Source organism: Bacillus siamensis KCTC 13613, assembly GCF_000262045.1.
In the GTDB taxonomy this organism is placed as follows: domain Bacteria; phylum Bacillota; class Bacilli; order Bacillales; family Bacillaceae; genus Bacillus; species Bacillus siamensis.
In genome coordinates this window covers 368,091-381,745 of sequence record NZ_AJVF01000041.1, presented here as the reverse complement: position 1 = coordinate 381,745, position 13,655 = coordinate 368,091, and the positions used below count along the sequence as shown (strand labels likewise).

15 protein-coding genes are annotated in these 13,655 nt (G+C 46.9%); 4 read left to right on the top strand and 11 right to left on the bottom strand.

What is annotated here, in order from left to right:
• Positions 1-6 precede the first annotated feature (6 nt).
• From Y79_RS0117460 to Y79_RS0117430, 7 genes are all read right to left on the bottom strand, one after another.
• Positions 7-660, bottom strand: a complete 654-nt coding sequence (locus Y79_RS0117460) for an O-methyltransferase (RefSeq protein WP_016938835.1) — start codon at positions 658-660, stop codon at positions 7-9.
• 150 nt (positions 661-810) lie between these two features.
• Positions 811-1,902: an endolytic transglycosylase MltG gene (mltG, locus tag Y79_RS0117455; protein ID WP_016938834.1), complete on the bottom strand. Its 1,092-nt coding sequence runs from the start codon at positions 1,900-1,902 to the stop codon at positions 811-813.
• A 110-nt stretch (positions 1,903-2,012) separates the two neighbouring features.
• Positions 2,013-2,294 (bottom strand): DUF1292 domain-containing protein, encoded by a 282-nt coding sequence (locus Y79_RS0117450; protein ID WP_003152751.1) that lies wholly within the window; start codon positions 2,292-2,294, stop codon positions 2,013-2,015.
• 12 nt (positions 2,295-2,306) lie between these two features.
• A complete protein-coding gene (gene ruvX, locus Y79_RS0117445) occupies positions 2,307-2,723 on the bottom strand; it encodes a Holliday junction resolvase RuvX (RefSeq protein WP_016938833.1) in 417 nt (138 codons plus the stop codon).
• 8 nt (positions 2,724-2,731) lie between these two features.
• On the bottom strand, positions 2,732-2,998 hold the full coding sequence (locus tag Y79_RS0117440) for an IreB family regulatory phosphoprotein (RefSeq protein ID WP_003152749.1): 267 nt from the start codon (positions 2,996-2,998) through the stop codon (positions 2,732-2,734).
• A gap of 84 nt (positions 2,999-3,082) precedes the next feature.
• Positions 3,083-5,719: an alanine--tRNA ligase gene (alaS, locus tag Y79_RS0117435; RefSeq protein WP_016938832.1), complete on the bottom strand. Its 2,637-nt coding sequence runs from the start codon at positions 5,717-5,719 to the stop codon at positions 3,083-3,085.
• Positions 5,720-6,050: 331 nt separating this feature from the next.
• A complete protein-coding gene (locus Y79_RS0117430) occupies positions 6,051-7,112 on the bottom strand; it encodes an AI-2E family transporter (protein ID WP_016938831.1) in 1,062 nt (353 codons plus the stop codon).
• A gap of 218 nt (positions 7,113-7,330) precedes the next feature.
• Between Y79_RS0117430 and Y79_RS0117425 the strand changes: the two genes are divergently transcribed.
• From Y79_RS0117425 to Y79_RS0117410, 4 genes are read left to right on the top strand one after another with little or no spacing between them, the layout of a single operon-like run.
• Positions 7,331-8,059 carry an amino acid ABC transporter ATP-binding protein gene (locus Y79_RS0117425; protein ID WP_016938830.1) on the top strand — a complete coding sequence of 243 codons (729 nt, stop codon included), beginning with the start codon at positions 7,331-7,333 and terminating at the stop codon, positions 8,057-8,059.
• 20 nt (positions 8,060-8,079) lie between these two features.
• Entirely contained in the window at positions 8,080-8,907 is an 828-nt protein-coding gene (locus tag Y79_RS0117420) for a transporter substrate-binding domain-containing protein (RefSeq protein ID WP_016938829.1), read from the top strand.
• Between the two features lie 58 nt (positions 8,908-8,965).
• The gene (locus Y79_RS0117415) at positions 8,966-9,616 is read left to right on the top strand and encodes an amino acid ABC transporter permease (protein WP_016938828.1); all 651 of its coding nucleotides are present in this window, start codon (positions 8,966-8,968) and stop codon (positions 9,614-9,616) included.
• Positions 9,617-9,634: 18 nt separating this feature from the next.
• On the top strand, positions 9,635-10,291 hold the full coding sequence (locus Y79_RS0117410; protein ID WP_016938827.1) for an amino acid ABC transporter permease: 657 nt from the start codon (positions 9,635-9,637) through the stop codon (positions 10,289-10,291).
• Positions 10,292-10,326: 35 nt separating this feature from the next.
• On the opposite strand, the gene Y79_RS1000000121030 is transcribed toward Y79_RS0117410, so the two are convergent.
• From Y79_RS1000000121030 to recD2, 4 genes are all read right to left on the bottom strand, one after another.
• Entirely contained in the window at positions 10,327-10,458 is a 132-nt protein-coding gene (locus Y79_RS1000000121030; protein WP_003152741.1) for a YrzQ family protein, read from the bottom strand.
• Positions 10,459-10,479: 21 nt separating this feature from the next.
• On the bottom strand, positions 10,480-10,671 hold the full coding sequence (locus tag Y79_RS0117400; RefSeq protein ID WP_003152738.1) for a hypothetical protein: 192 nt from the start codon (positions 10,669-10,671) through the stop codon (positions 10,480-10,482).
• 12 nt (positions 10,672-10,683) lie between these two features.
• Positions 10,684-11,142, bottom strand: a complete 459-nt coding sequence (locus tag Y79_RS0117395; RefSeq protein WP_016938826.1) for a PRC-barrel domain-containing protein — start codon at positions 11,140-11,142, stop codon at positions 10,684-10,686.
• 118 nt (positions 11,143-11,260) lie between these two features.
• Positions 11,261-13,639 (bottom strand): SF1B family DNA helicase RecD2, encoded by a 2,379-nt coding sequence (gene recD2, locus Y79_RS0117390; protein ID WP_016938825.1) that lies wholly within the window; start codon positions 13,637-13,639, stop codon positions 11,261-11,263.
• Positions 13,640-13,655: the final 16 nt, after the last annotated feature.

Below are 13,655 nucleotides of genomic sequence, written 5' to 3'. Positions count from 1 at the left end.
GATCATTCACCTCTTCTTTTTACTGATGGCGATGCCGTCTCCGACCGGCAGTATGACCGTTTGATAGTCAGGCCGGTTCATCAGCCATTGGTTATATTGATCAATTTTTTCAACAAGCTTCCGTCTTCTTTTCGGCTCAATTTCCGAGTGATCTTGTGCCACCAGCCCTTTAAACAGAACATTGTCTGTGAAAATGACCCCATCCGGCGCAAGCATCGGTTCATAGAGCTCAAAAAAGTTCGTGTACTGGCCTTTTGCCGCGTCGATAAAAATGGCATCATAAGGAGCCGTGACACGGACAGACTCAGAAAGTTCAAGCGCATCCCCGTACAGTACGTGAATCCGATTTTCCATTTCAAAGTCTTTTATATTGTTCACAGCTTCTTCATAGCGTTTGTCGTCCCGTTCAATCGTGTAAATATTCGCATCCGGAAGTTCAAGCGCCATCCGTATAGCCGAATATCCGATTGCCGTGCCGATTTCCAAGATGTTTTTCGCCTGTTGAATCGACAGCATTTGAAGCAGCACTTCAATGCCCGCTTCTTCCATAATCGGAACATGGTGCTCTTTTGCATAGGCTTCAAGCTTTTTCACTTTATCAGGCCGAGGCTTCAGCATCGCGTTTATATACTCGTTTATTTGTTCATACCGATCATTCACGGCAAACAGCCTCCGTTCTAAAAAGGAGTGCCCCTGACGAATCCGCGGGGACACTCTCTTAAGACACTTCTTTATCCATAAGTAAACAACCCGATATATTTTATCATAAAACCTTTCAGAATGGAATAAAAGGAGAGCTTTTGCCCTCCTTTATTCACTGTCTTTTTTGGAAATATACTTTTCCTTCGCTTTATTATGATCTTTTAATGTTTTCGTGAATACGACCTCACCGTTAGATTTTGCCAGGAAATAGAGATAATCCGTTTTGTCAGGGTTAAGTGCCGCTTCCCACGATGAATCTCCGGCGTTTGCAATCGGTCCCGGCGGCAGCCCCTTATGTTTATACGTGTTAAACGGAGAATCAATTTTCAGGTCTTTGTAGAAGACCCGGCTCTTATGCCTTCCGGCCGCATATAATACCGTCGGGTCAGTCTGCAGCGGCATTTTTTCTGCAAGTCTGTTGTAAAAGACGCTTGCGATTTTGTGACGGTCGGCTTTGGCTGTGGCTTCCTCTTCGATAAGCGATGCCATCGTCAGCGCGTTATGGACCGAAAGTTTCTTTTTTTCCAGTTCAGATTTATATGTTTCGATACGGGTGTTTGTTTCCTGAATCATTGCCGTCAAAATCTTATCAAGCGATGCATTCGGATCATTAAATGGATATGTGGCCGGGTATAAATAGCCTTCGAGCGGATGCTTAAGCTTCTTGTTTGAAAGAGCGTCTGTTATTGTATCAGGAAACTGTTTTTTCAGTTTGTCGATAAATGTTTTGTCGTCCAGTTTTGCCATGATCTCTTCTTTAGAATATGATGTTTCTTTTGCGATCGCGTCGGCAATCTGTGTCAGCTGTTTTCCTTCGGGAACGGTGATCTGAAAGGCATACCCCGCAGATCCCGCGGTCAGTTTTTTGATAATCGCATCCGCGTCCATTCCTTTATTCAGATGGTAAAATCCCGCCTGAAATCCGGAAGCGCCTTTATACTTCACATACAGCTGGAATGCTTTTTTGCTTTTAATGACATGCTGATCCTCAAGAATTCCGGCGATTGCCGAAACCGAAGAACCGCTCGGAATATTAATATTGACTGTCGTTTTGCTGCCTTTGTCAACCGGGGACAGCAGAGATTTTCCATAGAAAAAAGCACCGCAAATGATGATGATCAGAGCGATCACGGAGGACAGTATTATCGTCGTTTTTTTGTTTTTGCGCAGAAATGAATTTTTAGTCTGATTGATGTTCATACAAGTATTTTCCTCCCAACAGCTCTTATACTACATGATTCGCGGGCATTCGGCAATTTATTACAAAAAAAGCCGAAGCGGCATATGCGCTCCGGCTTTTTCTGTTCATTTTATTCTTCGTCTTCTTCCGCTAAAAACGTATTCAGCGTTTCTTCGATCATTTCCCACTCTTCATCCGTTTCAATCGGCATCAGTTCGCCGTCTTCGCCGTTTTCGTTCGGCTCGAAGCTTGAAGCGTGAATTTCGATTTCATCATCGTCTTGAGCATCAATCGGATAATAAAGAACGTAAGATTTGTTGAATGTGTCGTTTTCAAATGTAAACAGCACTTCGCAAAGCTGTTCGTTGCCTTGATCATCGACAATTGTAATGTGTTTTTCGCCGTGTTCCATTTCTTTCACCTCTTAGTTTAAACTGTCCAGATATCCTTGAAGGATCATGACAGCCGCCATTTTATCAATGACTTTTTTTCGTTTTTGCCTGCTGACGTCAGCCGCGATCAGCATCTTTTCAGCCGCCATCGTCGTCAGACGCTCGTCCCACAGCACAACAGGGACATTGTACGCTGTTTCAAGCAGTTTCGCAAATGTTTGGCTGGCTTCGCCTCTCGGACCGATCGTCCCGTTCATGTTTTTCGGAAAACCGAGTACGACCTTCTCTACATTATAGTCTTTCATCAGCTCGGATAAACGGTCCAGACCGTAATCTCCTTCAGCTTCGTTTATTTTTATCGTCTCAATGCCCTGAGCGGTCCAGCCCATCTCATCGCTTAAAGCGACGCCGAGTGTTTTCGTTCCCAGATCAAGTCCCAATATTCTCATGAGTGTATTTACGCCTCTTTATGCTGTTCTAGATAGGATTTTACCAATTCCTCAATTAATTCGTCACGTTCCAGTTTGCGAATTAAGTTCCGGGCGTCGCGATGCCTAGGAATGTATGCAGGGTCTCCAGACAGCAAGTATCCGACAATCTGGTTGATAGGATTGTACCCCTTTTCCTGAAGCGCATCATATACTGTAATCAGCACTTCTTCGACGTTTGTTTCAGCAGAATCATCGGAGAAATTAAATTTCATCGTTTTATCAAACGAGCTCACCGTTTTGCACCTCTTTCCCAAATTCGCAGGCAAAGTTCAGCCTGAGGTCCTCATCTTATCATCATTCTACACTAGTTGAAAGGATTATAAAACGGATTTTATCCAATCTTCCGCAGATGCGAGCGCCTCTTCCAATTTCCCAGGCTGCTTTCCGCCGGCCTGCGCCATGTCCGGACGGCCTCCGCCTCCGCCTCCGCAGACTTCTGCCGCTTGTTTGACCATTTTTCCGGCGTGAAGGCCTTTTTCGATCAGATCTTTTGTTACGCCCGCTGACAGGTTGACTTTGTCATTTTGCACAGCGCCGAGAATGATGACCGCAGAACCGAGCTTCGCCTTCAGGTCATCCACCATTGTGCGAAGGTGGTTCATGTCTTTCGCGTTTACTTTTTCAGCCAGCACTTTTACGCCGCCGATGTCTTTTACTTTAGACAGAATGGCTCCGGCTTCCACATTGCCGAGTTTGCTGAGCAATGATTCATTTTCTCTTTGCGCTTCTTTCAGTTCCGCTTGAAGAGACTGGATTCGCTTCGGCACGTCTTTTACGTTTGATTTCAGCTCGTCCGCAGCGTGCTGCAGGAGGCTGAGCTGGCTGTTCATTTCCTGATAAGCGCCTTTTCCTGTCACGGCTTCAATTCTTCGCGTACCTGCGCCGATCCCTGATTCGGATACGATTTTAAACAGGCCGATTTCAGCCGTATTCGTGACATGGCATCCGCCGCAAAGCTCCAGGCTGTAATCGCCGACTTGTACGACGCGTACAATATCGCCGTATTTCTCGCCGAACAGGGCCATTGCGCCCATTTCTTTTGCTTCATTGATCGGTTTCAGATCAATCGCTACCGGAATGCTCTCCCAGATTTTTTCGTTGACGATTCCTTCAATGCGTTCAAGTTCTTCTTTCGTTACTTGACCGAAGTGAGAGAAGTCAAAACGCAGACGGTTTTCGGTAACGAGTGAGCCGGCTTGGTTGACATGTGTGCCGAGTACGTCTTTCAGCGCCTGATGCAGAAGGTGGGTTGCCGTATGGTTTTTCACCACGCCGCTTCTCATTTGGTCCTCCACTTCAGCCGTGACGCTTGCGCCTTTTTGAAGCGTGCCGCTATCCACTGTGCCTTCGTGTACATGCTGGCCGTTCGGAGCTTTTTTCACGTCTTTAATGGTTACGACAGCCTGTGCGCTTCTCAGCACTCCTCTGTCACCGATCTGTCCGCCGCTTTCAGCATAGAAAGGCGTTTCATCAAGAAGAACCTGAACGGTATCCCCTTCATGCGCCTCGCTGATTAATTGCCCGTCATGAAGAAGCTCGATCACCTTCGCTTCAGTTTTTACGGAACTGTAGCCGACAAACGTGCTTTCTGCAGTAATGTCGCGCAATGCGCCGCCCTGCACCTGCATGCTTCCTACATCTTGACGCGCATTTCTCGCCCGTTCACGCTGTTTTTCCATTTCGGCTTCAAAGCCTTTATGATCAACCTTCATTTGCTCATCTTCCGCGTATTCCTCTGTCAATTCAACCGGGAATCCGTACGTATCGTACAGTTTGAATACGTCTTTTCCGGAGATGATGCCGCTGCCTTTTTCCTTTTCTTTCTTTATCACGTCAGATAAAATGGCAAGACCTTCGTTCAATGTTTCATGGAAGCGCTCTTCCTCCGTTTTGATGACTTTGGCGATAAACTCTTGCTTTTCTTTCACCTCCGGATAGAAAGCGTCCATAATTCCTGCAACAGTCGGTACCAGCTCGTACATAAACGGACGGCTGATACCGATTGTTTTCGCGTATCGCACAGCCCGGCGAAGGAGGCGTCTCAGAACATACCCGCGCCCTTCGTTTGACGGCAGAGCTCCGTCGCTTACCGCAAATGCGACCGTTCTGATATGATCGGCAATTACTTTAAAGGCTGTGTCCTTCACTGCATCCTTTCCGTAAGCATCTCCGGAAATACGCTCTGCCGCTTCAATAATCGGCATAAACAAATCAGTGTCAAAGTTTGTCGGAACGTCTTGAATAACGGAGACCATCCGTTCAAGCCCCATGCCCGTATCAATGTTTTTCTTCGGAAGCGGTGTGTACGTGCCGTCCGGATTGTGGTTGAACTCTGAAAATACCAGGTTCCACACTTCAAGATAACGATCATTTTCGCCGCCCGGATACAATTCAGAATCTGACGGGTCATTGCCGTATTTCTCGCCGCGGTCATAGAAAATTTCCGTATTCGGTCCGCTCGGGCCTTCGCCGATATCCCAGAAGTTCCCTTCCAGACGGATGATTCTTTCTTCCGGAACGCCGATTTTTTCCGCCCATAGCGTATAAGCTTCTTCATCCTCAGGATGAACCGTTACAGACAGCAGCTCCGGATCAAAGCCGATCCACTTTTCGCTCGTTAAAAACTCCCATGCCCACGTGATGGCTTCTTCTTTAAAATAATCGCCGATGGAAAAGTTTCCGAGCATCTCAAAGAACGTATGGTGGCGCGCCGTTTTTCCCACATTTTCAATATCATTTGTACGGATTGATTTTTGCGCGTTCACAATTCTCGGATTCTCCGGCACAACGCGGCCGTCAAAGTATTTTTTCAGCGTCGCAACGCCGCTGTTGATCCACAATAAAGACGGATCTTCATGCGGAACCAATGAGGCGCTCGGTTCAACGGCATGGCCTTTTTCTTTAAAAAAATCTAAAAACATTTGACGCACTTCAGCAGAAGTTAAGTGTTTCATCTATATTCCTCCTTATCACTACCCGAAATTCTCTTTCGCGACAGCAAAAAAGCCCTCTCCCTATGCAAACCATGCGTTCACACAGGGACGAGAGCTGTCTCGCGGTACCACCCTGATTACAGGCCGAAAAAGGCCCGTCACCTTTCATCCCGTAACGCAGGACTGCGGCAGCCTTTAACTGCACTCAGGATTAGCTTCGGCCGATCTTCTGCTGAAGCTCCTTTCAGCGTATCGGAGCTTCTCTCTTAAACAGGGCTTCGGCGTACTCATATCCGTCACTCGAGATTCGTATGTATTCTACTCGAAATTATAGACAAGCAGAACCCGAATGTCAATGTTCCGTCCTGATCCGCAAAAAGTGAATGGCCGTCACTTTTAAAACGGCTGCTGCAGGAACAGCGAGAATCATGCCGGGAATGCCCGCAAGCTCTCCTCCGGCAAGAAGTGCAAGCATAATCACGACGGGATGCATTCTGAGACTGCGCCCGACAATAAGCGGGCTCAAAATGTTTCCTTCTATAAATTGAAGAATAAAAATCGTGACGATTACGATGATCACAACCTTGGAAGAAATCGCCAGCGAAAGGAGCAGCGCCGGCACAGCGCCGATAAACGGACCGAAATACGGGATGACATTCGTAATCCCGATGGCAAGGCCCAAAATCAGCGGGTAAGGAATCCCGAACAGCCAAAATGAAACGCCGGCTATTAACCCGAGCAAAAAACAAACGAGAAGCTGCCCGCGGATATAATCACCGAGAGAGTCGTCCACATCCCGCAGAAATTCACTCCCCCTTTTCCTCCAAGACTTCGGTGTCAAATACCAGACCGTCTTTTTCATGACGTCTATATCCTTCACCATATAGAAAACGAGAAAAGGAATCGTCGCCGCAATCAGGATATAATCAAGCACGAAACGGATGCTTCTGATCGTGCTCTCAATCGTGCCGGCAAGAAACGTTTCTGTCTGCTGAATCATTTTATCCATCCGATGGTGCATGCCGTCAGGCCAATGATCTGTATGATTATGCAGATGTCTCAGCATGCTGTTGTAGTTTTCGGCAAGACCGGGAACGCTCTCAGACAGATCCTGCAGCTGTTCAATTAAAACAGGAACCCCTTTATAAGCCCCCCAGCCGATTCCGCCGAAAAACAGGCAATAAATCAGAAGCAGGCTTAAAGTTCTAGGCATTCCTTTCTTATGAAGCCATTCAGTAATCGGAAGCAAAAGATAAGCAATAAATACTGCAATGAATATAGGAATAAAGAGAGATTTTATAACAAGCCATATGGGTGACCATAACATATCGAGCATACAAAAGACATACACTGTTAACAAAACGAGCAGACATACAGCCGTCCACATTAAGAGCTGCAGCGGTTTTTGAAGCATGATGTTTCACCTCTTGCTTTATCTTTTGACAGAAAGCCGGAATTATTCCCGTTTCCTAAAGTCAGCCTTATGTCGCAGACCTCATGGCGGAATTAATTATCTGAAATTACAAAAAAGTTTGAATATATTTTCCGGAAATTTGTATAATCATCGTAACGTTAAAGAAATTTCCATAACTGTTAGTCAATATGACGCATGTTTTTCTAAGGAGGATGACCATGATCTCATTTCAGGATGTAAATAAGCACTACGGACAGTTCCACGTGCTGAAGAACATTAATCTGCACATTAAAAAAGGGGAAGTTCTCGTTGTCATCGGACCATCAGGATCGGGAAAAAGCACGCTTCTCCGCTGCATTAATCAGCTGGAAACAGTTGATGGAGGCGTTTTAACGGTAAACGGCGCCTCCATCCATGACAAAAAAACGGATATGAATAAAGTCCGCCGCAATATCGGCATGGTGTTTCAGCATTTTCATCTGTATCCGCATAAAACCGTTCTGCAAAACATTATGCTCGCGCCGATCAAAGTGCTCAAGCAATCAAGAGAAGAAGCAAAAGAAACGGCTTTATATTACTTGAAAAAAGTCGGCATACCCGACAAAGCGGACGCTTACCCTTCACAGCTTTCAGGCGGCCAGCAGCAGCGCGTCGCCATCGCCAGAGGGCTTGCGATGAAGCCCGAAGTGATGCTGTTTGATGAACCGACATCCGCGCTTGATCCGGAAATGATCGGAGAAGTGCTGGATGTCATGAAAACACTCGCAAAGGAAGGAATGACCATGGTAGTCGTCACACATGAAATGGGATTCGCCAAAGAAGTGGCTGACCGCATCGTGTTTATCGACGGCGGTTCCATCTTAGAGGAAGCTGCACCGGCTAAGTTTTACGAAAGCCCGCGTGAAGAGAGGGCGCGTTTATTCTTAAGCCGTATTTTAAATCACTGAAAAGAAACGGGGGAACGCTTATGTCACGCGTAACAAAATGGTTATCTTTCGGATTGATCTCACTGCTGGCCGTCTTGATGCTGGCCGCCTGCGGAGGGAAAGAAACGTCCGGGGGTTCAAAGGGCACGGGAAAAGACACGTTAGCTTCTATTAAAGACAGAGACAAAATCATCTTCGGCGTTAAAACCGATACGAGATTATTCGGACTGAAAAACCCAAGCTCCGGGGATATCGAAGGGTTTGATATTGATATCGCCAAACAGATTGCAAAAGATATTCTGGGAGATGAGAAAAAAGCGGAGTTTAAAGAAGTGACGTCAAAAACGAGAATTCCGATGCTGCAAAACGGCGATATCGACGCCATCACGGCCACAATGACGATCACGGATGAGCGGAAAAAAGAAGTTGATTTCTCAGACGTTTATTTTGAAGCCGGGCAGTCCCTGCTCGTCAAAAAAGGAAGCCGCATCAAAAGCACCGAAGACCTTGGAAAAGGCTCAAAAGTATTGGCGGTAAAAGGCTCCACTTCCTCACAGAACATCAGGGAAAAAGCGCCTGACGCCTCAGTGCTGGAATTTGAAAATTACGCCGAAGCGTTCACTGCGCTTAAAGCGGGACAGGGAGATGCGCTCACAACGGATAATGCGATTTTATACGGCATGGCGGATGAAAATAAACAATATCAGCTGACAGGCGGCACATTCACCGATGAACCTTACGGAATCGCCGTTAAAAAAGGCCAATCCGGGCTCGTCAAAGAAATCAACGCCTCTTTGAAAAAAATGAAAGCCGACGGCAGGTACGGAAAAATCTATAAAAAATGGATTAAAGAAGAACCGGCAAAATAGAATCGACCGCGGGATGAGCAGACATGCTCATCCCCGTTTTATAAGGAGTGACAAAAACATGAACTTTACAATCTTAACGGAAAACTTCGATATGTATCTGGATGGTTTCCTGCACACACTGCTTGCGAGCTTCATCGCGCTGGCCGGCAGCTTCGCTCTTGGCGTTCTGATCGCTGTCATGAGAATCACGACGTTCAAACCCCTCCAATGGATCGGCACTGCGTATGTGGAATTTATCCGGAACATCCCGCTTCTCCTCATCACATTCGTTTTTTATTTCGGACTTCCGAACGCCGGATTGAGACTGGACGGCTTTCAGGCGGGAACGATCGCGCTTACGATTTACACGTCCGCCTTTATCGCAGAAGCCATCAGAGCCGGAATTCAGACTGTCTCCAAGGGACAGATGGAAGCGGCCAGATCGTCAGGCTTCACCTACAGTCAGGCAATGAGATACGTGATTCTCCCTCAGGCTGTTAAAATCGTGATTCCCCCGCTGGGAAACCAATTTCTCAACCTTGTCAAAAACTCATCAATTCTCGGAGTGGTGGCGGGACTGGATTTGATGTATCAGGCCGATCTCGTTTCTTCAAGCACTCTCGTCGTGTTTGATGTTTATATCTTTGTGGCGCTTTTTTATTTGATTTTAACGATACCGCTCAGCATCGGGGTTCACTATTTGGAAAGACGCTTCGGAAAAAGTTATTAAAGAAGGAGAGTGAACAACATGGATTTTAGCGGCGCCTATACACCTGACCATCTGCTGTTTTTATGGAACGGCTTTTTGATCACGCTTTATGTTGCGCTTATTTCCATTGTCCTGAGTTTTATTTTCGGGCTTGCCGCCGGCACTTTGCGCTATGCGAAAATCCCTGCCGTCTCTGGCATAATAGCGGCCATTGTCGAAACCATCCGCAACCTGCCGCTGTTATTAATCATTTTCTTTACGTTTTTTGCCCTTCCGGAAATCGGCATCAAACTGGAAATTACCGCAGCCGCCATCACAGCGCTGACGATTTTTGAATCAGCCATGCTGTCAGAAATCATCAGAAGCGGTTTGCAATCCGTTGAGAAAGGCCAGATTGAAGCGGCGCGTTCTTCAGGACTGACCTACACGCAGACTCTTTTTCTCGTCGTCATGCCGCAGGCGCTCAGGCGTATGGTTCCTCCGATTGTGAGCCAATTTATTTCTTTATTAAAGGATACGTCACTTGCGGTGGTCATCGCTCTGCCCGAGCTGATTCATAATGCTCAGATTTTAAACGGACAAAGCGCTGACGGGGGTTATTTTTTTCCGGTTTTTCTGCTGGCGGCCCTGATGTATTTTGCGGTCAATTACAGCTTATCTCTTCTAGCCAGGCGGCTGGAAGCGAGACAAACGTAAAAAGGATACTTCCGAAGAAGTATCCTTTTTTCTGCTTAGAACATTTTCATAACTCGTCTTCTCATCCGTTTCATACCTTTTTTATTAAGCATATCGGACTGAGAAGCCATACGATACATAACGGCTCCAGCTCCTAAAGCCAATAGAGAGGTCATTGTTCTGCCCATCGCGCGTATCTCCTTTCAACATTAAAAATTGATACTGCGTTCGTCTTCAGAAAACAAATCATCAAGACTGCTTAACGTGCCGTCTTCCTCTACTTGATGTGTCGCAATTTTGCCTTTGGCCACCGTCAGCTCTATGAAGCAGCCCCAGCAATAGTATTGGTTTACGCCGATTTTGCCGATATCTTTACTTTTGCAGTTCGGACATACAAGCACAGACTACACCTCTTATCCGTTCAGGACGATGCCGTCTTTCCCCGCTTCAATAAGCGTATCGGCAGCGCGCCGCACTTGGCGTCTGCCTGCCAGATCTGAAAAGAAGCCGTCCGAGAGTTCATATGCTACGATTATGCCCTTGTCCAAACAAAAGTATACATCTTCCAGCAAACCGAACATTTCACCATCAGGCGATTTCACCGGCTGCATCTTAATCTGTTCAAAGGTGAAACAGCTCTTAGGCAAAGGCTGCAAGTGAGCTCCGGCGGCAGCTACGGCTTCTTGTTCCATCTCTTTTATATCACTGGCTGCTAAAAAAAGATGGCGGTTGTGAAACAGGCGTTTCTGCTCAAGCACGAAACCGAGAAACCGGCCGTCAAGAGAGAAACACACATCCGATATCATCCCCAGGCTGCGCCGGGTGTGTTCGTCATATACGGTTCGTCCTTCAGCTGCATGGCATGTTCTCAAAGTGTGATCAACCACCTTTTGTTGAACACGTATAGGTTTTGCCAAGAAGCCGGGCGCCATACTTTGAAATGACTTCCACAGGCGAAAACCCGGCGCATGAACATACGCCGGGTTTTATTTACGCTTTTTCTTCCATAAAGTCAAAAGGCGTGATGCCTTCCATTCCGATATTCGCATCGTATACACTGAACGGCAGCTCTTTTTGCAGGGCGGCCAGTTCTGCATCCATCTCTTCAGTCTGCTCTGTGAGCCTGTTTTTAAGTGACGTCTGTCTGACGGTGGCATCATTGTTTTTGACGCCCCATTCAAGCGCTTCTTCTTCTCCGCAAAGAATCAGAAATTTTTTGGCTCTTGTAATGGCGGTATAAAGGAGATTTCTCCTGAGCATTCGATAATAGCCTTTAACGACAGGCAGGACGACAATCGGAAATTCGCTGCCCTGCGACTTATGAATGGAACAGCAGTAAGCGTGGGTAAACTGGCTGAAATCCTTTTTCGTAAAGGTGATTTCGTTCCCGTCAAACGAGACGACGACCATGTCTTCTTTTTCCGTATTTTCTTTGGCATAAAAGATAGACACGATTTCGCCGATATCTCCGTTAAACACATTGTTTTCCGGCTGGTTGACAAGCTGTAATATTTTATCGCCCGTCCTGTAGACGACATCTCCGAATTTCAGCTCCCGCCTTTTTTCTTTCGGCGGATTCATAATGTCTTGAAGAAGCACGTTCAGTTCGTTAATTCCCGCTTTTCCCCTGTACATCGGCGCGAGCACTTGAATGTCTTTGGACGTATACCCCTTTTTTAGCGCATTCGAGACGACTTGATCCACGACTTCTTTAATTTGTGAAGAATTACAGCGGATAAACGAGCGGTCCTTTGTCGGCGCGGTCAGCCCCTTGGGAAGCAGTCCCTTTTTCATATCATGGGCAAGTTCAACGATGGATGACCCTTCCGCCTGACGGTAAATATCTGTCAGACGCACGGTCGGCAGCACCTCAGAAGCCAAAAGGTCTCTCAGCACCTGCCCAGGCCCTACGGAAGGAAGCTGGTCTTCATCACCGACGACGATAAGCTGAATGTGCTTAGGGAGCGCCTTAAACAAATGGCTGGCGAGCCAAATATCGAGCATACTCGCTTCGTCTATAATAATCAGTTTCCCTTCAATCGGCTGATCTTCATTGTAGGTAAAGCCTTCAGCGCCATTCCAGCCGAGCAGCCTGTGAATTGTAACAGCCGGCAGACCCGTAGATTCGCTCATCCGTTTTGCGGCTCTTCCGGTCGGTGCGGCAAGCAGCACCGGAAATGCTTCATCTTTTTTATATTCACCAGGGTCAAGCGATACTCCGTGCAGTTCACTGTACAATTCCACGATGCCTTTGATAACGGTCGTTTTTCCCGTGCCCGGTCCCCCGGTCAGTAAAAGCATTGGCGAGGACAGTGCTTTTTGAATCGCATCCTTTTGACTCGGAGCGTATTGTACGTTCATCCGTTCTTCCAGTTCACCGAGCGCAAGAAGAAATTCCGATTCAGGAAACTGATCGGCATACTCCGTCTGGGCCGCAATGTCGAGGACGCGTTTTGCGACGTTTTGTTCCGCGTAAAACAAGGACGGAAAATAGCAGCGTTCTCCTTCTATGACGATGTCCTTACTCTCCCCGAGGGCGATGATGCCGTCGGCCGCATCCATTTCCGTGACGCGGCCGCCTTCAGCTGACTGATTCAGAAGCGTTTGCGTATTGATAATCAGCTGCTTTGTCTCTATGTACGTATGACCTTCTGAAAGACAGGTTGATTCGATCGTATATAAGATAGCCGCTTTGACCCGCTCCGGGTGGTTTCCTGACAGCCCCATTTTCCCGCCCAGCTCGTCGGCTTTCACAAAACCGATGCCTTCCACGTCCTTTACAAGCTGATAAGGATTTTCCTGAATTTTCTCCAAGGTTTCCGTTTCGTAAGCCTGATAAATTTTCATGGATAGCTGGGGCCCGAAACCGTATTGGTTCAGAGAAATCATAATCTGTTCAAGCCCCTGATGCCGCTGCAGCTCTCCCGCCAGTTTGTCCGCTTTCTTTTTCGACATTTTCGGCACATCATAAAGCACCGATGCATCAGCCAGAATTTTATTGAGCGCGCCGTCTCCAAGCTTTTTGACGATTTCTTCCGCCGTTTTTTTCCCGATTCCTTCAAACAGATCACTTGATAAATAATGAATGATCCCTTCTTTTGTGGTCGGAATTTCTTTTTTAAAGTGTTCAGCCTGAAATTGCAGGCCGAACTTGGGGTGTGTGGCGGTTTTTCCGTAAAATGTGTAAGTCTCATCTTCTTGCAGCAGAGGGAAGTAGCCCGTTACGGATACGACCTTGTCTTCGATCGCCTCAGACGTTTCTGCAACCTTGACTTTCAGCACTGTATACAGGTTGGTGTCATTGTGGTAAATGACCGTATGAATGACGCCTTTTACATACGGCTGTTCCTCGATGTTCAGCTGATCCACGAGCCTTCCCTCCTTT

Coding starts and splice junctions, on each gene's coding strand:
- mltG (WP_016938834.1), bottom strand. CDS start 1,902: ATGAACATCAATCAGACTAAAAATTCATTTCTGCGCAAAAACAAAAAA.
- Y79_RS0117450 (WP_003152751.1), bottom strand. CDS start 2,294: ATGGAACACGGCGAAAAACACATTACAATTGTCGATGATCAAGGCAAC.
- ruvX (WP_016938833.1), bottom strand. CDS start 2,723: ATGAGAATATTGGGACTTGATCTGGGAACGAAAACACTCGGCGTCGCT.
- alaS (WP_016938832.1), bottom strand. CDS start 5,719: ATGAAACACTTAACTTCTGCTGAAGTGCGTCAAATGTTTTTAGATTTT.
- Y79_RS0117430 (WP_016938831.1), bottom strand. CDS start 7,112: ATGCTTCAAAAACCGCTGCAGCTCTTAATGTGGACGGCTGTATGTCTG.
- Y79_RS0117425 (WP_016938830.1), top strand. CDS start 7,331: ATGATCTCATTTCAGGATGTAAATAAGCACTACGGACAGTTCCACGTG.
- Y79_RS0117420 (WP_016938829.1), top strand. CDS start 8,080: ATGTCACGCGTAACAAAATGGTTATCTTTCGGATTGATCTCACTGCTG.
- Y79_RS0117415 (WP_016938828.1), top strand. CDS start 8,966: ATGAACTTTACAATCTTAACGGAAAACTTCGATATGTATCTGGATGGT.
- Y79_RS0117410 (WP_016938827.1), top strand. CDS start 9,635: ATGGATTTTAGCGGCGCCTATACACCTGACCATCTGCTGTTTTTATGG.
- Y79_RS1000000121030 (WP_003152741.1), bottom strand. CDS start 10,458: ATGGGCAGAACAATGACCTCTCTATTGGCTTTAGGAGCTGGAGCCGTT.